This window comes from Streptomyces vietnamensis, assembly GCF_000830005.1.
Taxonomy (GTDB): Bacteria; Actinomycetota; Actinomycetes; order Streptomycetales; family Streptomycetaceae; genus Streptomyces; species Streptomyces vietnamensis.
Genome location: NZ_CP010407.1, coordinates 5,988,386 through 6,009,210, shown reverse-complemented (window position 1 = coordinate 6,009,210; position 20,825 = coordinate 5,988,386). Strand labels below are relative to the sequence as shown.

Here is a 20,825-nt window from a genome sequence, read left to right as displayed (position 1 = left end):
GAAGGTTAAAGCAACGTTGCAGAGACTATTCCTTCAAGTTTCGAAGTCAATAGCCGATGTCATGTGACTTTTAGAGCAGAGGGAGGCCCTATGGATTCAATAGTTGAACAATGGGGTCAGCGCAGCCGCTGACTGATCACCTTCGAGACGCCATCGCCCTGCATGGACACGCCGTACAGCGCGTCCGCGACCTCCATGGTCCGCTTCTGGTGCGTGATCACGATCAGCTGCGAGGACTCCTGGAGCTCCCGCATGATCCCGATCAGCCGCTGGAGGTTGGTGTCGTCGAGCGCCGCCTCGACCTCGTCCATCACGTAGAACGGGCTGGGCCTGGCCTTGAAGATCGAGACGAGCAGCGCCACGGCGGTGAGCGAGCGCTCGCCGCCGGAGAGCAGCGAGAGGCGCTTGACCTTCTTGCCCGGCGGGCGGGCCTCCACCTCGACGCCGGTGGTGAGCATGTTGTCCGGGTCGGTGAGGATCAGCCGGCCCTCGCCGCCCGGGAAGAGCCGCGAGAAGACGCCCTCGAACTCGCGGGCGGTGTCCCGGTAGGCCTCGGTGAAGACCTGCTCGACGCGCAGGTCCACCTCCTTCACGACCTGAAGCAGGTCGGTGCGGGTCTTCTTCAGGTCCTCCAGCTGCTCCGAGAGGAACCGGTGCCGCTCCTCCAGGGCCGCGAACTCCTCCAGGGCCAGCGGATTCACCTTGCCGAGCTGGTGGTACGCCCGTTCGGCGGCCTTCAGCCGCTTCTCCTGCTCCGAACGGACGAACGGGCGCGGCCGGGCGTCGGGGGTCTCGTCCGGGGTCTCCCCCTCGACGGTCGGCGACGGGGGCACGGGCTGGTCCGGGCCGTACTCGGCGACCAGCGCGGTCGCCTCCACGCCGAACTCCTCCAGGGCCTTCGCCTCCAGCTGCTCGATCCGCAGCCGCTTCTCGGCGCCGAGCACCTCGCCCCGGTGCACGGAGTCGGTCAGCTTGTCGAGTTCGGCCTTGAGGTCCCGGCCCCGGGCCCGGGCGGCCGTCAGGCCCTGCTCCCGGTCGGCCCTCGCCGCCTCGGCGAGGGCCCGCTCCCGCTCGGCGCGGACCAGGGAGACCTCGACGTGGGCCAGGAGGGTGCGGGCGCCGGCGGCGACCGCGCCCGCGACGCGCTCCTCGTGGCGGAGCCGGGCCCGGCGCTGCTCGGCACGCGCGCGTGCCTCCCGTTCGGCGCGGGCGGCCCGGTCGAGCGAGTCGGCCCGTCCGGCGAGCCCCTTGACCCGCTCCTCGTGGGTACGGACCTGGAGCCGCGCCTCCATCTCGGTCTGGCGCGCGTTGGAGCCGTCGATCGCGAGCCGGTCGCGGGTGGAGGTGTCGGGCTCGTCCTCGGCCGGCATCTCCTCGGCCACGAGGAGCCGTTCGGCCAGTTCCTCGGCTTCGGCGGTGGCCTTCTCCAGGGCGTCCTGGGCGCGGGCGGCGGCCGCCGCGGTCCGCTCGGCCTCCCCCGCCGCTCCCCTGGCCTGTCCGGCGAGCCTTCCGAGCCGCTGGGCGACGGCGGACCTCTCGCGCTCACCGGCGCGGCGGCGGGTGTCGAGCTCCTCGACGAGTGCGCCCGCGTGGCGCCGCCGCTCGGCGGCCTCGACTTGGGCTGCGGCCAACTCCTCGCACCGTACGCCCAGTTCGTCGAGCTCGGCGGCGGCCTCGGCGACCGAGGCCTGGACTTCGAGGAGGCTGGGCGCGCCGGCGGAGCCGCCCTGTGCGAAGTGCGCCCCGATCAGGTCCCCTTCGGTGGTGACGGCGGTCAGCTCGGGCCTGGTCCTGACCAGTTCGGCGGCCTCGTCGAGGTCGCCGACGACCACGATCCCGGCGAGCAACCGGCGGACGGCGCCCAGGAGTTCGGCGGGCCCGCTGATCAGGTCGGCGGCGTACGGGGGTCCGCCGGCGGCCAGCGGGGGCTGCGGCTCAGGGGCTCCGGCGAGGAGCAGGGTGGCCCGGCCCGCGTCCTGCTTGCGCAGCAGGCGCAGGGCTTCGGCGGCGGAGGAGGGGCCGTCGGCGGCGAGCGCGTCGGCGGCCGCGCCGAGGGCGGCGGCGACGGGGATCTCGTATCCCGGGGTGACGGTGAGGAGTTCGGCCGCCGGTCCGAGGAGTCCGGTGAGCCCGGCGGAGAGCAGGGCGCCCGTGCCGTCCTTGCGGCGCAGCCCGAGGGCGAGGGTGTCGTGCCGGGCCGCGGTCGCGGCGCGGCGGCGTTCGGCGTCGGCCGCGGCCTCGCGGGCGGCGCTCAGCGCGGCCTCCGCGTCGGCGAGTTCGCGGCGGGCGGTCTCGTACCGCTCGCCCTGCTCGGTGTCCTCCGCGTCGAGGCCGTCGACCTCGGCCTTGAGCTGTTCGTACTCCTCCTGGGCGGCGGCCGACCGCTCCGCGGCCTCGTCGCGGGCGGCGGCGAGCCGGTCGATCTCGGCCTGGGCGGAGGCGGCGCGCGAGCGGGCCGCGTTGACCTGGCCGTGGAGCCGGGCGAGGCCCTCGCGCCGGTCGGCGATGGCGCGGGCCGCGTCCTTGAGGCGGCGCTCCTCGGCCGCGAGGCTCCGCTCCAGGTCGGCGCGGTGGGCGACGGAGTCCTCCAGGGCGCGCTCGGCGGCCTCCAGGGCGGCTTCGAGCTCGGCCTCCTGTTCCCGTACGCGGGCGGCCTCCCGCTCCAGGTCCTCCGGGTCGCGGCCGCGGCGTTCCTCGGCGGGTGCGGTGGTGGCGCTCTTCACGCGCGCGTCGGCCAGGGAGATGGTGCCGCGGACGCGTTCGGCGAGCTGGGAGAGGTCGTACCAGTTCTGCTGGGCGCGTTCCAGGCGGGGCACGAGGGTGCGGGCCTCCGCTTCGAGCTCGGCCTCCCGGGCGAGGGCGGCGCGCAGCTCGGCCTCGGTGGCCTCCTTGCGGGCGAGCAGGGCCGCCTCGTCGGCGACCTCGGCCGTCAGCGCCTCCTGGAGCCGTACGAGGTCGTCGGCGAGGAGGCGGAGCCGGGCGTCGCGCAGGTCGGCCTGGATGACGACGGCGCGGCGGGCGACGGCGGCCTGCCGGCCCAGCGGCTTGAGCTGGCGGCGGAGTTCGTCGGTGAGGTCCTGCACGCGCGCGAGGTTGGCCTGCATCGCGTCCAGCTTCCGCAGCGCCTTCTCCTTGCGCTTGCGGTGCTTGAGGACGCCGGCGGCCTCCTCGATGAAGGCGCGGCGGCCCATCGGGTCGGCGTGCAGCACGGAGTCGAGCTGTCCCTGGCCGACGATGACGTGCATCTCGCGTCCGATGCCGGAGTCGGAGAGCAGGTCCTGGAAGTCGAGCAGGCGGCAGGTGTCGCCGTTGATCTGGTACTCGCTGCTGCCGCCGCGGAACATGATCCGGGTCAGGGTGACCTCGGCGTAGTCGATGGGCAGGGCGCCGTCGGAGTTGTCGATGGTCAGCGAGACCTCGGCGCGGCCGAGCGGGGGGCGCCCGGTCGTGCCGGCGAAGATGACGTCTTCCATCTTGCCGCCGCGCAGCGACTTGGCGCCCTGCTCGCCCATGACCCAGGACAGGGCGTCCACGACGTTGGACTTGCCCGATCCGTTGGGGCCCACGACACAGGTGATTCCGGGTTCGAACCGCAGCGTGGTGGCCGAGGCGAACGACTTGAATCCGCGGAGGGTCAGGGCCTTGAGGTGCACTCCCAGGACTCTACCGGGGCCCGTGCGTTTCGCCCGCGATGGCGTGGGGCAGATCCTCGGATGAGGAGGGGTGGGACGCGGGGGAAACAACGGGTGAAAGGGAGAAGGGACGCCGAGGCGCCCCTTGCAGGTCCAGCTGTCGTGCACGTGCGTCGATCCGCACGATCAGCTGTGTGGGTGTCCGGCTGCGCCGACGAGAATGCTTTCCACCTGGCCCCTGGGGGCTGGGTTGTCAGGTGAGCGCAGGCTCTGCCTGGGGTACGTCGAGATCGATGCTGTTCAGCAGCGACTCTCCCTGGTGCTGAGCGGCGGCAGCGGCGAGCGTGTCGTTCTCGGACTGGATCCGTACCAGCTCGGATTCGAGGTCCTGGACGCGCTGCTGCAGCCGTCGCATCTCGGCGAGGAGTCGCGGGTCGGAGCCGCCGACGTAACCGAGAAGCGCCTTTGCCATGATGGATGGTCCTCCACAATGAGTGACCGACCGAAGCGGTGTGGGTCGTGAGGGATTCGCACCCGCGGTGCTCGGCAGTACTGCTTGTCGTGCCGGTTCCACTGCCAAACAGCTAAGGTGCGCGGGGCTTCCAGAGTCTCACCAAAAAGTTTGACGGTCAACACGATCACGCCCCGTTTGAAGGGCTACCGAGGAGTCCACGGCCGCTCAACGGGCGGCGGGGCCTTCGAACTCGGTGCCTCGGGGGCGTCGCGATCATCCTTACCGGGCAGCCTCGCACGACCGGCGCGAGTTGGCAACCATCAATCGGTTCGCTGGTCACGCCCCTGTTACCGCGCGTCCGCCCGGTGCCGCTCTCGGTCACCGGGCGGGGTGTCGGAGCGTGATCGTCAGCGGATGGCGAAGCCGTCGTAGCCGCCGCGCGGGGTGTCCCAGATCTCAGTGACACCGTCCACACGTCCGGGTGTGTCGGCGGACTGGAGCCAGTCGAGCAGACGGTGGCAATTCTCACGCGGCCCCTCGGCCACCACCTGCACCCGGCCGTCGTCGAGGTTCAGGGCGAAGCCCACCAGGCCGCCGATCTCCAAGGCGTTTGCCCTGGTGAACCAGCGGAAGCCCACTCCCTGCACCCGGCCGCGCACCCAGGCGGTCATCCGTACGTCGTCGCTCATGGCTGCACGCTAACGGGCGGATTGCCAGATGAGCACATCGCCCCTGCTTCTCATGGCGTACAGTCCCGACCGAACACGACTCACCCGTTCGGGCGCGCGCCGTTCGACTGTCGATCCGGAACGGTACCGACAGCAAAGATCAGCAAAGCCCGGCAAAGAATCCCGCGCGGAACCAGCGAAGACCAGCAGAGGAAGGCAGAGCAGATGGGACGCCACCGTCGCTCCGGCGCCGCACCCGCCGCAGAAGACTACGCGGCCGGTTCGGGCCGCCCGCACCGGGGTGCCGGCCGTCGTCGGCCGGTGCGCACCGGCCTGCTCGGCGCCTCCGCGGCGGTCGCGGTCGGCGCCGTCGCCGTCGCCTCCGGCCTGCTCCCCGGCGGGAACACCTTCACGGTCGGCAGCGCGGGCACCACGAGCGAGCGCCAGGTCCAGTCCCGGCAGGCCCCGGAGCTGACGACGCAGGGCGGGGCCACACAGACTCCGACCGGTACGAGCGCGGGAGCAAGCGCGAGCAGGCCCGCCTCCCCCTCGGGGGCCCCGTCCAAGAAGCCGAGCCCGAAGGCCACCCCGAAGGCGAAGCCGACCTCGACCCCGAAGCCGACCCCCACGAAGACGAGGACGAAGCCGAAGGCGCCCGCGCCGAAGCCCGTGCCGACCCGGGTCTCGGCCGCGCCCACGACGAAGGCGCCCGCACCGAAGCCGGAGCCGACCACGGCGGCGCCGACCGAGAAGGTCACGGTCACCTCCACCGCCGGCCGCGGCGAGGCCGCCGAGGCCGAGGTCCTCCGCCTGGTCAACGCCGAGCGCGCCAAGGTCGGCTGCACCCCGGTGCACGCGGACACCCGGCTCGCGGCGCTGGCCGGCGCGTTCAGCGCCGACATGGCGACCCGCGGCTTCTTCGACCACACGGACCCGGACGGCGACACCCCGTGGGTCCGCGCCCAGCAGGCGGGCATATCGGGCATGGGCGGCGAGAACATCGCACGCGGCCAGGTGGACGCGGCGGCGGTGATGGCGTCCTGGATGAACAGCGACGGCCACCGCGCCAACATCCTGAACTGCGACTTCACAACCATGGGCGTCGGCGTGGTCTTCGGCGACGGCGGCCCGTGGTGGACCCAGGACTTCGGCTACTGAGCCGAGCACCGCACGTGAAGGGGCCCCGTCACCACAGAGGTGACGGGGCCCCTTCACGTGCGGGACGGACCGCGTGGGTGTCAGACGGCGGCCTTGCCGGCCGCGAAGGTGCGGGCCGTGAGGGCGACGCGGCGGCCGAGGTGCTCGGCGGTGGCGACGTCGGCCTTGTGGACGCCCTCGGGGCCCAGGTCGGTGTGGGTCTGGGCGCCGGCGCCGGAGAAGAAGCCGAGGCGGTTGAGGTCGTTCTCGGAGGCCTCGCTGCTGTTCCAGCCGGGCTTGAGGCCCAGGTTGACCCAGGTCATGCCGTGCTGGCCGGCGAGGGTCTGGAAGAACTGCAGGGTGTGCCCCTTGTCGCCGCTCTTGGAGCCGGAGTTGGTGAAGCCGGCGGCCAGCTTGTCCAGCCAGGCGTCGGTGAACCAGCGCTTCGAGGTGGCCTCGGCGAACTGGTGGAAGGCGCCGGAGGCGGTGCCCATGTAGGTCGGGGAGCCGAAGACGATCGCGTCGGAGGCGTCGAGCAGCTCCCACTCGGCGTCGGTGATCTCGTCGACCTTGATCAGGTGGACGGTGGCGCCCGCGTCGGCGGCGCCGTCACGGACGGCCTCGGCCAGGACCGCGGTGTGGCCGTAGCCGGAGTGGTAGGCGATGGAGACGACGGGGGTGGTCACAAAAAGCTCCTCGAAGAGGCGTTCGGGGTGATGACCAGAAGTAGAGCACTAACTTTTCGAAAGCGCAAGCCCCTGGGTTGCGCCCCCATGGCAGTAAGCGCTGCGCGGGAGTACGGTGGAGGGCATGACTGACGACCTCGCCTACGACGTGTTCGCGCGCGCCTGCCCCTCGCGCGGCACGCTGGAGCACGTGACGGGCCGCTGGGGCAGCCTGACCCTGGGCGCCCTGCACGAAGGGACGTTCCGCTTCAACGAGCTGCGGCGCCGGGTCGACGGCGTGAGCGAGAAGATGCTGTCGCAGACCCTGCACGCCCTGGAGCGCGACGGTCTCGTCCACCGCGAGGCGCAGCCCACGAACCCGCCGCGGGTCGACTACCGGCTCACCCCGCTCGGCCGCGAGATCGCGGAGCGGCTGATCGGCCTGATCGAGCTGGTGGAGGGGCGGATGCCGCAGGTCGAGGCGGCGCGCGAGAGGTACGACTCCGAGCGCGCGGCCCCCGTCACGGGCTGACCGCTCAGGCGCTCGTGCGCGGCGGGCGCTGACAGCGCGGGCAGAAGTAGCTGGACCGGTTCATCCAGGCCCGTCGCCGCATCGGCGTACCGCAGCGGCGGCAGGGCTCGTCCTCGCGTCCGTACGCGTCGAGCGAGCGGTCGAAGTAGCCGGACTCGCCGTTGACGTTCACGTACAGGCTGTCGAAGCTGGTGCCGCCGGCGTCGAGCGCCGCGTTCATCACGTCCCGCACGTGGCCGAGCAGCTCGGCCGAGCGCGGGCGGGTCAGGGTGGCCGTCGGGCGGTCGTAGTGCAGCTTCGAGCGCCAGAGCGCCTCGTCCGCGTAGATGTTGCCGACGCCGCTGATCAGCGACTGGTCGAGCAGCGCCCGCTTCACGGTGGTACGGCGCAGCCGCAGCGCGCTCTGGAAGGCGGCGTCGTCGAACTCCGGGTCCAGCGGATCGCGGGCGATGTGCGCGATGACGTCCGGGAGCCCGTCGGGGGTCTGCTCGTGGAGCGAGAGGCCGCCGAAGGTGCGCTGGTCGACGAAGCGGAGCTCGGTGCCGGCGGCATCGTCGAAGCGGACGCGGATGCGGAGGTGCTTCTCGTCCGGGGCGTCCTCCGGCTGGACGAGGAGCTGGCCGCTCATGCCGAGGTGTCCCAGGACGGAGGTCCCGGTCTCCGCGAGCGGCAGCCACAGGTACTTGCCGCGCCGCCGCGCGACCTCGAAGCGCTGCCCCTTCAGCCGGGCCGCGAAGTCCTCGCCGCCCGCCGGATGGCGTCGTACGGCCCTGGGGTGCAGCACCTCGACCTCGGTCACGGTGCGTCCGGCGACCCAGCGCTCGAGTCCGCGCCGTACGACCTCGACCTCGGGCAGCTCGGGCACGGGAACTCCTCCGGAGGGATACGGGTGGTGGTCCCAGGGCGTTCCGGCCCTGGTCCGCCGGACAGGCCCGGCCAGCCTACCGCCCGGGCGACCCGGGGAGGGCCCGCCCCACTCCCCCGGAAACGGCTCCGCCCGCCCCTGGCTGGGGCGGGCGGGAAGACTCCGCTGAAGGGATGCGGGAGCGCGCGGGCTCGCCGTCGGACGGTGGCCGGTGTGGCCCCGTCCTTCCGGACCGGCCCGCCGGCCGTCAGGCCGACGCCCGGCCGGCGGTCGGAGAGGGGGCGGCGACCTCTCCCGTGCCGGCGTCGGCCGCGGCCTTCGCCGCCGCCGCACGCTCGTCCGCGGCCGCGCGGATCGCGCGCCACGCGGACTCCGCCGCCTGCTGTTCCGCTTCCTTCTTGCTGCGGCCGGTGCCGGTGCCGTACGAGACACCACCGACGCGGGCGGCAGCAGTAAAGGTCTTCTCGTGGTCCGGGCCCTCTTCGGAGACGAGGTACTCCGGGACGCCAAGGCCCTCGGCCGCGGTGAGCTCCTGGAGGCTGGTCTTCCAGTCCAGGCCGGCACCGAGGTTCGAGGACTTCTCGATCAGCGGGTCGAAGAGCCGGTGCACCAGCTCGGACGCCGCTTCGAGGCCCTGGTCGAGATAGACCGCGCCGATCACCGCTTCGAGGGTGTCGGCGAGGATGGACGCCTTGTCCCGGCCGCCCGTGCCCTCTTCGCCCCGGCCGAGCCGGATGAAGGAGCCGAGTTCGAGGCCGCGACCGACCTCCGCCAGTGCACGCGAGTTGACCACCGCGGCCCGGAGTTTGGCCAGCTGGCCTTCCGGCAGGTCGGGGTGGGTGCGGTACAGCGTGTCCGTGACCACCAGGCCGAGCACGGAGTCCCCGAGGAACTCGAGGCGCTCGTTGGTGGGCAGACCGCCGTTCTCGTACGCGTACGAGCGGTGGGTCAGCGCACGCACCAGAAGGGCGGACTCGAGCTGATACCCGAGCCGCCCTTCCAGAAGCGTGTGGGACGAGGCTGCGCTGATGTTCTCAGACATCGTGCCTCTCACCAGCCACTCAGACCGAGAGGACCTGGCGCTTGTTGTAGGTGCCGCAGCTCGGGCACGCGATGTGCTGCAGCTTCGGCTCCTGGCAACGCTCACACGAAACCAGGGTGGGGACCGCAGCCTTCCACTGCGACCGGCGGTGGCGCGTGTTGCTGCGCGACATCTTCCGCTTCGGAACAGCCACGGCTACTTCTCCTGCTTCTCGGCGGCGCTTCGGACGTCCCCGTCAGAGGCTTTGCCGCTCATGTTGTCCTTCTCATCGGTTCCCAGCGAACCGGCGAGTCCCTGCAGTGCCGCCCAACGGATGTCGACGGCTTCATGGTGGTGGTCCGGGTTCTCGTTCAGGTTGGTTCCGCACTCGGAACACAGACCCGCACAGTCCTCCCGGCACACCGGCTGCATCGGCAGTGCGAGCACCACCGCATCACGCAGCAAGGGTTCGAGGTCGAACATGCCGTCCTCGAGGGGGATCATGTCCTCGTCGTCCTCGGCTTCGTCGTCCGCGGCCGCCTTGGAGCGGCCCCGGTCGTCGGAGTCGGGGTACGAGAACATCTCCTGGAAGTCCACGTCGAGCTCGAGCTCGACGGGCTCCAGACACCTTACGCACTCCCCCTCGGCCGATGCACGGGCGGTGCCTGTGACAAGCACCCCTTCCATGACCGACTCAAGACGGAGATCGATGTCCACCGGAGAGCCCTCGGGCACTCCGATGACTCCTTCGACGCCGAGCTCCGCGGGAGCCTCGACCGAACGCGAGAGCCGCTGCAGGGCACCAGGACGCCGCCCCAGCTCGTGCGTGTCGAACACGAGGGGGTTGCGGTGGTCGAGGCGCGTGCTCAGGGCTCTTCCTGCTTTCGGATCGTTCTGCGGCGTAGAGGAGGCTGCCAGACGTGGGCAGCAAGGATCGCGGACATAGCGCGACCGAAGGGCCAGGATACTGGACGCTTCGCTCAGGGCCCAATCCGGGCCCCGTGCCCCTTACTGCCCCTGTTCGTACCGGCGCAGCTGCTCCAGGTCGATCATGCTCGTGTCGAAGAAGCTGGTCTCGTCGAGTGCGGCGGCCTGCTGCGGCTGGGCGTGGACCTGGGCCTGGGGGTCGTACTGCTGCTGTTCGTAGCCGTACTGACCCTGGTACGCGTAGGGGTCCTGCTGCTGGTAACCGTAGGGGTCCTGCTGCTGGTACCCGTAGGCGGGGTCCTGCTGGGGCTGCGCATCGTAGGGCGCGGCGTAAGCCGCTCCAGTGGAGCCGGCGCTCGCACCGGAGTACGGGTCGGGCTGCTGCGCGGGGATCTGCGGGGCCGCCGGCACGGGTTCGGGGGTGGCCAGCTCCGCGAGCCCGGCCAGGTAGTCCGCGTCGCTGGTGTGCACCGTGCCGCCGAGGCCGTCCTGCGCGGCCATGTGCTCGCCGAGGGCGTCGGTGGCGATCCGGCCGTGCAGCTTCTGCCGGCCCCGGCCGACGGCCTCCAGGGTCTTGCTGAGGACGGCCTCGAAGGCGCCCAGCTTGGCGTCCACGTACTCGTCGGCGCGCTGGATCAGGGTCTGCGGGTCGGCGCTGTACTCGGGGGCGTCCGCGTCGGCGTAGCCGTCCTGGTCGAGGCCCGGGCCGCGGCCGAGGAGCTTCTCGCGCCCGCGGTCGACGGAGCCGATGGTCTTGTTGAGGACGACCTCGAAGTTGGCGAGCTTGGAGTCGACGTAGTCGTCGGCCTCGGCCTTGACCTCCTCGGCCTCGCGGCGGGCCTCGGAGAGGATCCGGTCGGCCTCCTCCTGCGACTGACGGGCGACCTGGGTGTCGGAGACGATCGAGCCGCGCTCGGCGTGGGCGGCCTCGATGATCCGCTCGGCCTCCTGGCGGGCCTGCTCGACCATCTGCTCGCGGCCGCCGATCAGTTCCTGGGCCTGGGCGAGGGAGCCGGGCAGGGCCTCCCGCACCTCTTCGAGGAGGGAGAGCAGCTCGGCGCGGTTGACCACGCAGGATGCCGACATGGGCATGGAGCGGGCGCCCTGCACGGTCGCGACGATCTCGTCGAGCTTCTTCTGCACGTCCACCTGGTGCTCGCCACTCTCTACAGCTGGATGGAGACGGACGGGACGACTGTAAGGGCAGTCGGCGCCCGTCCGACACCAGGTGACGGAGCGTCAGCGGCGGTGGCCGCGTGTCACTTCCGTACGTGCTTCCGTGCCTACTTCCGCGCGAGCCGCTCGGTCAGCCGGGGAAGGACCGTCGGCGGGACCAGGTGCGAGACGTCGCCGCCCCAGGCCGCGACCTCCTTGACCAGCGAGGAGGAGAGGAAGCTGTACGTCGGGTTGGTGGGGACGAACAGGGTCTCCACGCCCGAGAGGCCGATGTTCATCTGGGCCATCTGCAGCTCGTAGTCGAAGTCGCTGACCGCGCGCAGGCCCTTGACGATCGCGGGGATGTCGCGCTGCTTGCAGAAGTCGACGAGCAGTCCGTGGAAGGACTCCACCTCGACGTTGCCGAAGTCGGCGGTGACCTCGCGGATCAGCTCGATCCGCTCGTCGACCGTGAAGAGGCCCTTCTTCGACTGGTTGATCATCACCGCGACGTGTACGACGTCGTACAGCTTGGAGGCGCGGGCGATGATGTCGAGATGTCCGTTGGTGATGGGGTCGAATGACCCCGGACAGACGGCGCGGCGCAACTTGGGTCCCTCGCTCTCCGGTCCGGTCATCGTGCGTCTTCGCACGTAGAGGCGGCGCGACCGTACCAAAACGTTCCCTCGCCGTAGCGACGGGACCGCAGGGGTTCGAAGCCCTCGGGCCAGCCGAATTCCCCGCCTCGGGTGCTGCGCTCCACCGTGACGAGGGCATCCTCGCTCAGCCAGCCCCCCGAGCACAGTGTGAGGAGAATCTCGCGAAGATCGGCGTCCGTGACCGCGTACGGCGGGTCGAGGAAGACGAGGTCGTACGGATCGGCCGGCGCCGGTCCCGTCACGATCTGCTCGGCCCTGCCGGTGCGGAGTTCGGCGCCGGGCAGGCCGATCGAGCGGACGTTGTCCCGGATCGTCTTCGCGGCGCGGGGGTCGGCCTCGACGAGGAGGGCGTGGACGGCGCCCCGGGAGAGCGCCTCCAGGCCGACGGCGCCGGAGCCCGCGTACAGGTCGGCGACCCGGGCCCCTTCCAGGCCGTGGAACGACTCCCAGGTGGAGAAGAGGCCCTCCCGTGCCCGGTCGGAGGTGGGGCGGGTGCCGTTGCCGGGGGGCACGGCCAGGCGCCGTCCGCCGGCGGTACCGGCGATCACGCGGGTCATCGGTGTCCTCGTCCTGCGTCGTCCAATGCGTACGTCCCAGGATATGGCCGCGGCGCGGCGCTCAGCCCTTCTCAGCCCTTGTCGAGGTACGTCTCCCGCTCCTCGCTGAGGAGTGCGTCGAGCGCGATGCGCAGGCCCGGGTGGGCGTCGAGGTCGGGGTCGGCGAGGACGAGGGCGGTGGCCTCCTCGCGGGCGGCGGCGATGACCTCCTCGTCGTCGATGACGGTGAGCACCCGCAGGGAGGAGCGGACGCCGGACTGGGCCTGGCCGAGGACGTCGCCCTCGCGGCGCTGTTCGAGGTCGATGCGGGAGAGCTCGAAGCCGTCGAGGGTGGTGGCGACGGCGTTGAGCCGCTGCCGGGCGGGGCTGGCCTCGGGCATCTCGCTGACGAGGAGGCAGAGGCCGGGGGCGGAGCCGCGGCCGACGCGGCCGCGCAGCTGGTGGAGCTGGGAGACGCCGAAGCGGTCGGCGTCCATGATCACCATGACGGTGGCGTTGGGCACGTTGACGCCGACCTCGATGACGGTGGTGGCGACGAGGACGTCGAGCTCGCCGGCCGCGAAGCGGCGCATGACGTCGTCCTTGTCGTCGGGGTGCATGCGGCCGTGCAGGACGGCGATGCGCAGGCCCGCGAGGGGGCCGGCGCCGAGCTTCTCGGCGACGTCGAGGACGGCGAGCGGCGGGCGCTTCTCGGCCTCGTCCTCGGGGGACGCCTTGGACTTCTTCTTCTGGTCCTCCTCGTCGCCGATGCGGGGGCAGACGACGTACGCCTGGTGCCCGTTCGCCACCTCCTCGCGGACCCGTTCCCACGCGCGCGCGAGGAAGTGCGGCTTGTCGGCGGCGGGGACGACGTGGCTGGCGATCGGCGAGCGGCCGGCGGGCAGCTGGTCGAGGACGGAGGTCTCCAGGTCGCCGAAGACGGTCATGGCGACCGTGCGCGGGATGGGCGTGGCGGTCATGACGAGGAGGTGCGGGGGCTGCTTGCCCTTGCCGCGCAGGGCGTCGCGCTGCTCGACGCCGAAGCGGTGCTGCTCGTCGACGACGACCAGGCCGAGGTCGTGGAACTGGACCTTGTCCTCGATCAGCGCGTGCGTGCCGATGACGATGCCCGCCTCGCCGGTGACGAGGTCGAGCAGGGCCTGGCGGCGGGCGGCGGCGCCCATGGAGCCGGTGAGCAGGACGACCTTGGTGGCGCGCTCGGCGCCGCCGAGCATGCCTCCCTCGGCGAGCTCGCCCATCATCTCGGTGACGGAGCGGTGGTGCTGCTGGGCGAGGACCTCGGTGGGGGCGAGCATCGCGGCCTGCCCGCCGGAGTCGACGACGGCGAGCATGGCGCGCAGCGCCACCATCGTCTTGCCCGAGCCGACCTCTCCCTGGAGGAGGCGGTGCATGGGGTGTTCGGTGGCGAGGTCGTCGAAGATCTCCTTCGAGACCTTCTGCTGGCCCTCGGTGAGGGTGAAGGGCAGCTTGGCGTCGAAGGCGTCGAGGATGCCGTCGGGGGCCGGTCTCCGGGCGACGGCGGGCAGTTGGGTGTCGGCGTGCCGGCGGCGGGCGAGCGCGACCTGGAGGACGAAGGCCTCGTCCCACTTGAGCCGCTCGCGGGCGTCGGCGATGTCCGCCTTGGTACGGGGGCGGTGGATGCGGTTCAGGGCGTCGGGGAGGTCGATGAGGCCGCGGCCCTCGCGCAGGGTCGGCGGCAGCGGGTCGACGGCGTCACCGGCGCTGGACAGGACGACGCCGACCGCCTTGGCGATCTTCCAGGACTCCAGCTTGGTGGTGGCCGGATAGATCGGGATGAGGGCGCCCGCCCAGGTGTCGACGGCCTCGTCGCTGTCGCCGCGGAGGAGTTCGTACGAGGGGTGGGCGAGCTGGAGGCGCCGGTTGAAGAGCGAGACCTTGCCGGCGAACATCGCGCGGGTGCCCGGCAGCAGGTCGTGGTGCGGCTTGTGCACGCCCTTGCCGAAGAAGACCAGCTGGAGGCGGCCGCTGCCGTCGGTGATGGTCACTTCGAGGCGCTGGCCGCGTCCCTTGGAGCCGTTGAAGGTGAGCACCCGGGCGTCGGCGACCTGGGCGACCACCGTGACGTGCTCGTCGAGCGGCAGGTCGGCGAGGGTGGTCAGCTCCCCGCGCTCGGCGTACCGGCGGGGGTAGTGGTGGAGCAGGTCCCCGACCGTGTGCAGGTCGAGTGCCTCGGCCATGGCCTTGGCGGTGGCGGGGCCGAGGGACTTCTTGAGTGGTTCGTCGAGCGCGGGCACGCCTTCCATTGAAGACCACGGGACCGACAGTCGTGCCGAAGGCTGTGGACAACCGCCGGGAACGGCGCCTATTCCACCCCGATGAGCAGCGGCGGTGCCCCCGCGCCCGCGTGGTACGTGGTGGTGTCGACGGCCAGGTAGCCGCGCCGGACGTGGCGTTCGAGGTCGGGGGCGAGGTCGGGCGGGGTGTCGTCGGCGACGACGAGGGTGACGAGTTCGCCGCCCGCCGAGAGCATGCGGTCCAGGACGGTGCGGGCGGTCTCGGTCAGGTCCTTGCCGATGACGGCGACGTCGCCCTCGATGAGGCCGAGGACGTCGCCGGCCTGGCAGACGCCGGCCGAGGTGAAGGACTGGCGTTCGGCGACGGCGAGTTCGGCGTAGCGGGTGGCTCCGGCGGCGGCCGTCATGGCGACGACGTCCTCGTCGAAGCGGCGGTCGGGTTCGTGGACGGCGAGGGCGGCGATGCCCTGGACGGCGGCCCGGGTCGGGATGAGGGCGACGCGGATGCCCTCGGTCCTGGCACGTTCGGCGACGGCGGCCGCGGTCTGGCGCAGGTCGGTGTCGTTGGGCAGGAGGACGACCTCGCGCGCGTGCGCCCGCCGGATCGCGTCGAGGAGTTCGTCGCCGGCGGGCGGTTCGCCGGGCCTGCTGCGGACGGTGGTCGCGCCGGCCTCGGCGCAGAGTCCGGCGAGGCCCTCGCCGGGGACGACGGCGACGACCGCGCGCTGGGCGCGTTCCCCGCGCGCGGTGGAGGCCGCCGCGTCGGCCGCGAAGTGGGTGATGCGGATGCGGTGGGGCCGGCCGGCCTCGACGCCGGCCTCGACGGCGGCGCCCGCGTCGTCGACGTGGACGTGGACGTTCCACAGCCCGTCGCCGCCGACGACGACGAGGGAGTCGCCGAGGGCGTCGAGCCGGGCCCGCAGCAGGTCCACGGCCGCGTCCTCGGCCTCCAGGAGGTAGATCACCTCGTAGGCGGGCCCGGCCTCGCCGTCGCAGGGCCCGTCGGAGGGGGCGGGCACGGCCCGGGGGTCCCCGAGGACCCGTACCCCGCCCGGCGCGGTCGCGAAGCGGTCCTGCGCCCCGGCGCCCGCGGTCCCGGTGCGGCCCTGCGCTCCGACGCCCGCGGTCCCGGTGCGGCCCTGTGCCCCGGCGCTCGTGGCCCCGGTGCGGTCCTGCGCCCATCCGCCCGCCGCCGGCGCCCGGCCCGTCACCGTCTCCACCAGCGCTCCGAGGACGGTGACCAGGCCGCGTCCGCCGGCGTCCACGACCCCGGCCCGGCCGAGCACGTCCAGTTGGCCGGGGGTCGCCTCCAGGGCGGTCCTGGCCCCGTCGTGGGCCCGTACGGCCACGTCCCCGAGGGTGCCGCCGCCCGCGCAGCCGCCCGCGGCGGCGGAGGCCACGGTGAGGACGGTGCCCTCCACGGGGTGGGCGACGGCCTGCCGCGCGGCGGCGGCGGCCTCGGCGAGGGCGCGGGCGAGGTGATCACCGTCACGTCCTTCGACGAGGACGGCGGCCATGCCGCGCAGGAGCTGGGCGAGGATGGTGCCGGAGTTGCCCCGGGCGCCGAGCAGGGCGCCGTGCGCCATGGCCCGTACGGTCTCGGCGGTGTCGGGCGCGGAGGCGGCGAAGACGGCTTCGACGGCCTGGTGGGCGGCCTCGGCCGTCAGGTACAGGTTGGTGCCGGTGTCCCCGTCCGCGACCGGGTAGACGTTGATCGCGTCGATCTCCTCGCGCTCACGCCCGAGGGCGTCGAGGGCCCGTGCGCACCAGGTCCGGACCGCTGCGGCGTCGAGCTCGACGAGCTCCTCGTCGGGCTGAAGGGCTCGCGACAACGGGGGGTCCTCCTTCGGCGGTGAGCTCACCGCAGGGTAGACCGGGGGTGACCCTCCCCCAAGCTCGGCTTCGCTCGAGCAGGGGGGACCCCCTGTGACCAGGGCCCGGGGCGAGGTCCGCGGAGACCATGGTAGTTTCGTTCCACGGAAGCAGGCGTTGTATGCTGCTTCGGTTGCCCGGTTCAAACCGGGCCGTTCCCCGGCAAGCCACTTCAGACTCCTGATTCCGGTGCGCCGGATTTCACTGTAATTCTGAAGTCTTTGGAGTGACCCGTGGCTGCCAACTGCGACGTCTGCGGCAAGGGGCCGGGCTTCGGCAACAACATTTCGCACTCGCACCGCCGTACGTCCCGTCGCTGGAACCCGAACATCCAGCGCGTGCGTGCCGTGGTCGGTCGGACGCCGAAGCGGCTCAACGTCTGCACCTCGTGCATCAAGGCCGGCAAGGTCTCGCGCTAATCGCGACGTTCTGTCGTAGCGCAGCCCCTGCGGTTGCCTTGAAAGGCCGGTTCACCTCGGTGAACCGGCCTTTTGCCATGCCCTGACGCCGTTCAGTCCCGGAACCGCCACCCGTGGTCGACCGGGCCGATGCCCGAGCCCAGGGCGAATCCGGCGGCGATGGCCCCCGTCACGTACTCCTTGGCCTGCCGTACGGCCTCCGGCACCTCCAGGCCCTTGGCGAGCCCGGAGGCGATCGCCGAGGCGAGCGTGCAGCCCGTGCCGTGGGTGTGCCGGTTGTCGTGGCGGGGGGCGCGCAGCCAGTGCTCCTCGGTGCCGTCCGTGAGCAGGTCCACGGCCTCCCGACCGGTGGGCAGGTGTCCGCCCTTGATCAGGACCCAGCGCGGCCCGTACGACAGGACCGCCCCGGCGGCCGCCCGCATGTCGCCCTCGTCCCCGACGCGCACGCCGGTCAGCTGGGTCACCTCGTCCAGGTTCGGGGTGGCGACGGTCGCGACCGGCAGCAGCTTCGTCCGTACGGAGTCCAGCGCGGCCTCCGCGAGGAGCGGGTCGCCGTGCTTGGAGACGCCGACCGGGTCGACGACCACCGGGGCCTCCACGGGGGCGAGCAGCTCCGCCACCGTCTCCACGAGCGCGGCGGACGCCAGCATGCCCGTCTTGACCGCCTGGACGCCGATGTCGTCGACGACGGCCCGGTACTGGGCGCGTACGGCCTCCACGGGCAGCTCCCAGACGCCCTGGACGCCCCGCGAGTTCTGGGCGGTGACGGCGGTGAGCACGCTCATGCCGTGGACGCCGAGCGCGAGCATCGTCTTCAGGTCGGCCTGGATGCCGGCGCCGCCGCCGGAGTCGGATCCGGCGACGGTCAGCACGAGGGGCGGATTCACTCGGTCTCTCCGAAGTGGTCCCAGCCGCCCACGCTGTGCCAGGGCGCGCCGTCCACCGTGACCTGCGGCAGCGCCGAGGGGTTGAGGACCTCGCCGATGACCTTCCAGCGGGCGGGGAGCTTCACGTCCGGCGGGAAGGTGGCCACGATGGCGTGGTCCTCTCCCCCGGTGAGCACCCACTGCATGGGGTCGACGCCGACGGCCTGGCCGATGTCGTTCATCTGGGTGGGGATGTCGATGAGGCCGGAGCGCAGGTCGATGCGGACCTTGCTGGCCTCGGCGATGTGCCCGAGGTCGGCGATGAGGCCGTCGCTGACGTCGCACATGGCGGTGGCGCCGAGCCCTGCGGCCGCCGGGCCCGCGTGGTACGGCGGCTCGGGCCTGCGGTGGGCCTCGACGAAGGCGCGCGGGGAGCGGAAGCCGCGGGAGAGGACCGCGTATCCGGCGGCGGACCAGCCGAGCCAGCCGGTGTAGGCGACGACGTCGCCGGGCTTGGCGCCGCCCCGGGTGACCGGGTCGTGGTTGCGGAGGTCGCCGAGGGCGGTGATGGAGACCATGATCGTGTCGCCGCGGACGACGTCGCCGCCGACCACCGCGGCGCCCGCGACCTGACATTCATCGCGCAGGCCGTCCATCAATTCCGTGGGCCATGTCACAGGGAGTTCGGCGGGGACGACGAGGCCGAGGAGGAGCGCGGTGGGGACCGCGCCCATGGCGGCGATGTCGGCCAGGTTCTGTGCGGCGGCCTTGCGGCCGACGTCGTACGCCGTCGACCAGTCGCGCCGGAAGTGACGTCCTTCGAGGAGGATGTCCGTGCTGGCCACCACGCGCCGGTCGGGGGCGGAGACGACCGCGGCGTCGTCGCCGGGCCCGATCCGTACCGCCGGGGTGGAGGTGAGCCGGGACGTGAGCTCTCTGATGAGCCCGAACTCGCCCAGCTCTCCGACTGTGCCCTTCACCGCGTCTCACCTCGTGTCTTCGTGCCGGCGAGCGGGCGGGGGCGCGTCTGTGCGCGCCGCGGGTCGCGGGCCGTCACCGTGCTGGGTACCGTCAAGTAGACCGTCAACTTCTGTCCTGCGTACGCCACACCCCGAGCGCCTCCGGACGCGCGGGTCTCCCCGTGGCCCGCGGCGACGCGGTACCGTGGCGTCCCTTTCTCCCACAAGATCCTCGTGGTCGCCCTGGAGGTTCCGTGGTTCAGGCGTACATCCTCATCCAGACCGAGGTGGGCAAGGCGTCGACCGTCGCCGACACCATCTCCAAGATCCCGGGGGTCATCCAGGCCGAAGACGTGACCGGTCCGTACGACGTGATCGTGCGCGCGCAGGCGGAGACCGTCGACGAGCTGGGCCGCATGGTGGTCGCCAAGGTCCAGCAAGTGGACGGCATCACACGCACCCTCACCTGCCCGGTCGTTCATCTGTAGCCCCCGTCTACGCTTGGCCGGTGACGTCTTCCCACCGGCCCTTCGGCCTGCCCGCCGCCGTCGCGGCCGTCGTCCTGCTGTCGGCCGCCGTCGGCTGCTCCTCGCCGGACGCCACGGCGTCCGTCGTGGTCCCGAGCCCGCCGGCGGAGGAGGCCGCCCTCTGCCAGGCCCTGGCGAAGGAGCTTCCCGACACCGTGGCGGGTCTGGAGCGGAGTGACCCGGAGCCCGGCTCCGAGTTGACCGCCGGGTGGGGTGACGGTGCGATCGTACTGCGCTGCGGGGTCCCCCGGCCCGAAAAGATGAGCGACCCGAAGTCCCAGGGCGTCTCCGCGAACGGCGTGCGCTGGATGCTGGAGCGGCGCGAGGGCGACGGGCCCCGTTTCACCTCGGTCTACCGGAAGACGTACGTCGAGGTGTCCCTGGACGCGCGGTACGCGCACGACGCCGGCCCGCTCACGGACCTCGCGGGCCCCGTGGAGCGGACCGTCCCGTGCGCCCTGGAGCCGGAGTGCGAGTGACCGCACCCCGGCGCCCCCGGGCCCGGTTCGTCTAGCGCAGGCCCGTGGAGCGGGTCAGCGCGGCCTGGATGAGCCGGTCGACGAGCTCGGGGTAGCTCACGCCGCTCTCCTGCCACATGCGCGGGTACATGGAGATGGGCGTGAAGCCCGGCATGGTGTTGATCTCGTTGATGACGAAGTCGCCGTCCTCGGTGAGGAAGAAGTCGGCGCGGACCAGGCCCTCGCAGGACACGGCCTCGTAGGCGAGCACGGCGAGGCGCTGGACCTCGGCGGTGGCCTCGTCCCCGATGGGGGCGGGCACGATGCCGGAGGCCGAGTCGATGTACTTGGCCTCGAAGTCGTAGAAGTCGTGGTTCGTGACCGGCGGGATCTCGGCCGGGACGCTGGCGCGCGGGCCGTCCTCGAACTCCAGGACGCCGCACTCGATCTCGCGGCCGCGCAGCAGCGACTCGACGAGGATCTTGGGGTCGTGGCGGCGGGCCTCCTCGATGGCCTCGTCCAGGCCGGAGAGGTCGTCGACCTTGGTGATGCCCATGGAGGAGCCGCCGCGGGCCGGCTTCACGAAGAGCGGCCAGCCGTGGTCGGCGGCGAACTCGACGATCTTCTTGCGGGCGGCGGCGGGGTTCTGCTCCCACTCGCGCGGCCGGATGACCTCGTACGGGCCGACCGGCAGGCCGAAGGAGGTGAAGACCCGCTTCATGTACTCCTTGTCCTGGCCGACGGCGGAGGCGAGGACGCCCGCGCCGACGTAGGGGACGCCGGAGAGCTCCAGGAGGCCCTGGAGGGTGCCGTCCTCGCCGTAGGGGCCGTGGAGCATCGGGAAGACCACGTCGACCTCGCCGAGGGCCGTGGGGACCTGCCCCGGCTCGGTGAGGACGACCTCGCGGCTGGACGGGTCGACGGGGAGGACGACGCCGCCCTGCTCGGACTCGGCCAGTTCGGCGACGTTGGGCAGCTTCCGGTCGGTGATGGCCATCCGCTCGGGGGCGTCGGCGGTGAGCGCCCAGCGCCCGTCCGTCGTGATGCCGATGGGCAGCACGTCGTACTTGTCCCGGTCGATGGCGCTCAGGACGGCGCCCGCCGTGACGACGGAGATGGCGTGCTCGGAGCTGCGACCGCCGAAGACGACGGCCACGCGCGGCTTGCGGGGGCTCTGGGTGTTCTCGCTCATATCGC

Annotated in this window: 21 protein-coding genes; 5 read left to right on the top strand and 16 right to left on the bottom strand. The window is 72.2% G+C overall.

Going from position 1 to position 20,825, the window contains the following annotated elements:
* Positions 1–116: 116 nt before the first annotated feature.
* The 3 genes from smc to SVTN_RS27095 form a co-directional block, all read right to left on the bottom strand.
* Positions 117–3,653: a chromosome segregation protein SMC gene (smc, locus tag SVTN_RS27105; protein WP_041131446.1), complete on the bottom strand. Its 3,537-nt coding sequence runs from the start codon at positions 3,651–3,653 to the stop codon at positions 117–119.
* Between the two features lie 232 nt (positions 3,654–3,885).
* On the bottom strand, positions 3,886–4,104 hold the full coding sequence (locus tag SVTN_RS27100; protein ID WP_030690660.1) for a hypothetical protein: 219 nt from the start codon (positions 4,102–4,104) through the stop codon (positions 3,886–3,888).
* 389 nt (positions 4,105–4,493) lie between these two features.
* Positions 4,494–4,775 carry an acylphosphatase gene (locus SVTN_RS27095; RefSeq protein WP_041131445.1) on the bottom strand — a complete coding sequence of 94 codons (282 nt, stop codon included), beginning with the start codon at positions 4,773–4,775 and terminating at the stop codon, positions 4,494–4,496.
* Positions 4,776–4,979: 204 nt separating this feature from the next.
* Here SVTN_RS27095 and SVTN_RS27090 point away from each other — a divergent pair, with 204 nt between their 5' ends.
* Entirely contained in the window at positions 4,980–5,912 is a 933-nt protein-coding gene (locus tag SVTN_RS27090; RefSeq protein WP_041131444.1) for a CAP domain-containing protein, read from the top strand.
* Positions 5,913–5,992: 80 nt separating this feature from the next.
* On the opposite strand, the gene SVTN_RS27085 is transcribed toward SVTN_RS27090, so the two are convergent.
* Entirely contained in the window at positions 5,993–6,577 is a 585-nt protein-coding gene (locus SVTN_RS27085; protein ID WP_041131443.1) for a flavodoxin family protein, read from the bottom strand.
* Between the two features lie 124 nt (positions 6,578–6,701).
* Here SVTN_RS27085 and SVTN_RS27080 point away from each other — a divergent pair, with 124 nt between their 5' ends.
* Complete coding sequence (locus SVTN_RS27080; protein ID WP_041131442.1) at positions 6,702–7,088, top strand: winged helix-turn-helix transcriptional regulator; 387 nt, start codon at positions 6,702–6,704, stop codon at positions 7,086–7,088.
* Between the two features lie 4 nt (positions 7,089–7,092).
* Here SVTN_RS27080 and mutM read toward each other — a convergent pair whose 3' ends face one another.
* From mutM to SVTN_RS27035, 9 genes are all read right to left on the bottom strand, one after another.
* Entirely contained in the window at positions 7,093–7,953 is an 861-nt protein-coding gene (gene mutM, locus SVTN_RS27075) for a bifunctional DNA-formamidopyrimidine glycosylase/DNA-(apurinic or apyrimidinic site) lyase (RefSeq protein WP_041131441.1), read from the bottom strand.
* A gap of 247 nt (positions 7,954–8,200) precedes the next feature.
* Positions 8,201–8,995: a ribonuclease III gene (rnc, locus tag SVTN_RS27070; protein WP_041131440.1), complete on the bottom strand. Its 795-nt coding sequence runs from the start codon at positions 8,993–8,995 to the stop codon at positions 8,201–8,203.
* 19 nt (positions 8,996–9,014) lie between these two features.
* A complete protein-coding gene (rpmF, locus tag SVTN_RS27065) occupies positions 9,015–9,188 on the bottom strand; it encodes a 50S ribosomal protein L32 (RefSeq protein ID WP_015036448.1) in 174 nt (57 codons plus the stop codon).
* A gap of 2 nt (positions 9,189–9,190) precedes the next feature.
* Positions 9,191–9,844 (bottom strand): YceD family protein, encoded by a 654-nt coding sequence (locus SVTN_RS27060; RefSeq protein WP_041131439.1) that lies wholly within the window; start codon positions 9,842–9,844, stop codon positions 9,191–9,193.
* A gap of 138 nt (positions 9,845–9,982) precedes the next feature.
* On the bottom strand, positions 9,983–11,050 hold the full coding sequence (locus SVTN_RS27055; RefSeq protein WP_041131438.1) for a F0F1 ATP synthase subunit B: 1,068 nt from the start codon (positions 11,048–11,050) through the stop codon (positions 9,983–9,985).
* 134 nt (positions 11,051–11,184) lie between these two features.
* Positions 11,185–11,664, bottom strand: a complete 480-nt coding sequence (coaD, locus tag SVTN_RS27050) for a pantetheine-phosphate adenylyltransferase (RefSeq protein WP_179199946.1) — start codon at positions 11,662–11,664, stop codon at positions 11,185–11,187.
* 26 nt (positions 11,665–11,690) lie between these two features.
* On the bottom strand, positions 11,691–12,272 hold the full coding sequence (gene rsmD, locus SVTN_RS27045; RefSeq protein ID WP_041131436.1) for a 16S rRNA (guanine(966)-N(2))-methyltransferase RsmD: 582 nt from the start codon (positions 12,270–12,272) through the stop codon (positions 11,691–11,693).
* A gap of 71 nt (positions 12,273–12,343) precedes the next feature.
* Entirely contained in the window at positions 12,344–14,536 is a 2,193-nt protein-coding gene (recG, locus tag SVTN_RS27040; RefSeq protein WP_041131435.1) for an ATP-dependent DNA helicase RecG, read from the bottom strand.
* 59 nt (positions 14,537–14,595) lie between these two features.
* Complete coding sequence (locus SVTN_RS27035) at positions 14,596–16,359, bottom strand: DAK2 domain-containing protein (RefSeq protein ID WP_041131434.1); 1,764 nt, start codon at positions 16,357–16,359, stop codon at positions 14,596–14,598.
* A gap of 273 nt (positions 16,360–16,632) precedes the next feature.
* Between SVTN_RS27035 and rpmB the strand changes: the two genes are divergently transcribed.
* The gene (gene rpmB / locus SVTN_RS27030) at positions 16,633–16,818 is read left to right on the top strand and encodes a 50S ribosomal protein L28 (protein WP_003957616.1); all 186 of its coding nucleotides are present in this window, start codon (positions 16,633–16,635) and stop codon (positions 16,816–16,818) included.
* Positions 16,819–16,910: 92 nt separating this feature from the next.
* Here the strand turns inward: rpmB and thiD are convergent, their stop codons facing one another.
* Positions 16,911–17,705, bottom strand: a complete 795-nt coding sequence (gene thiD, locus SVTN_RS27025; RefSeq protein ID WP_041131433.1) for a bifunctional hydroxymethylpyrimidine kinase/phosphomethylpyrimidine kinase — start codon at positions 17,703–17,705, stop codon at positions 16,911–16,913.
* Entirely contained in the window at positions 17,702–18,664 is a 963-nt protein-coding gene (locus SVTN_RS27020) for a thiamine-phosphate kinase (RefSeq protein WP_041131432.1), read from the bottom strand. The genes thiD and SVTN_RS27020 overlap by 4 nt, the downstream gene beginning before the upstream one ends.
* Before the next feature lie 233 nt (positions 18,665–18,897).
* Here SVTN_RS27020 and SVTN_RS27015 point away from each other — a divergent pair, with 233 nt between their 5' ends.
* Together SVTN_RS27015 and SVTN_RS27010 are read left to right on the top strand one after the other, a co-directional pair.
* Positions 18,898–19,131: an Lrp/AsnC family transcriptional regulator gene (locus SVTN_RS27015; RefSeq protein WP_041131431.1), complete on the top strand. Its 234-nt coding sequence runs from the start codon at positions 18,898–18,900 to the stop codon at positions 19,129–19,131.
* Between the two features lie 20 nt (positions 19,132–19,151).
* A complete protein-coding gene (locus SVTN_RS27010; protein ID WP_078908515.1) occupies positions 19,152–19,649 on the top strand; it encodes a DUF3515 domain-containing protein in 498 nt (165 codons plus the stop codon).
* A 31-nt stretch (positions 19,650–19,680) separates the two neighbouring features.
* On the opposite strand, the gene SVTN_RS27005 is transcribed toward SVTN_RS27010, so the two are convergent.
* Positions 19,681–20,820, bottom strand: a complete 1,140-nt coding sequence (locus SVTN_RS27005; RefSeq protein WP_041131430.1) for a D-alanine--D-alanine ligase family protein — start codon at positions 20,818–20,820, stop codon at positions 19,681–19,683.
* Between the last annotated feature and the right edge of the window lie 5 nt (positions 20,821–20,825).

Coding starts and splice junctions, on each gene's coding strand:
- recG (WP_041131435.1), bottom strand. CDS start 14,536: ATGGAAGGCGTGCCCGCGCTCGACGAACCACTCAAGAAGTCCCTCGGC.
- SVTN_RS27100 (WP_030690660.1), bottom strand. CDS start 4,104: ATGGCAAAGGCGCTTCTCGGTTACGTCGGCGGCTCCGACCCGCGACTC.
- rnc (WP_041131440.1), bottom strand. CDS start 8,995: ATGTCTGAGAACATCAGCGCAGCCTCGTCCCACACGCTTCTGGAAGGG.
- SVTN_RS27080 (WP_041131442.1), top strand. CDS start 6,702: ATGACTGACGACCTCGCCTACGACGTGTTCGCGCGCGCCTGCCCCTCG.
- SVTN_RS27095 (WP_041131445.1), bottom strand. CDS start 4,775: ATGAGCGACGACGTACGGATGACCGCCTGGGTGCGCGGCCGGGTGCAG.
- rsmD (WP_041131436.1), bottom strand. CDS start 12,272: ATGACCCGCGTGATCGCCGGTACCGCCGGCGGACGGCGCCTGGCCGTG.
- SVTN_RS27090 (WP_041131444.1), top strand. CDS start 4,980: ATGGGACGCCACCGTCGCTCCGGCGCCGCACCCGCCGCAGAAGACTAC.
- SVTN_RS27005 (WP_041131430.1), bottom strand. CDS start 20,820: ATGAGCGAGAACACCCAGAGCCCCCGCAAGCCGCGCGTGGCCGTCGTC.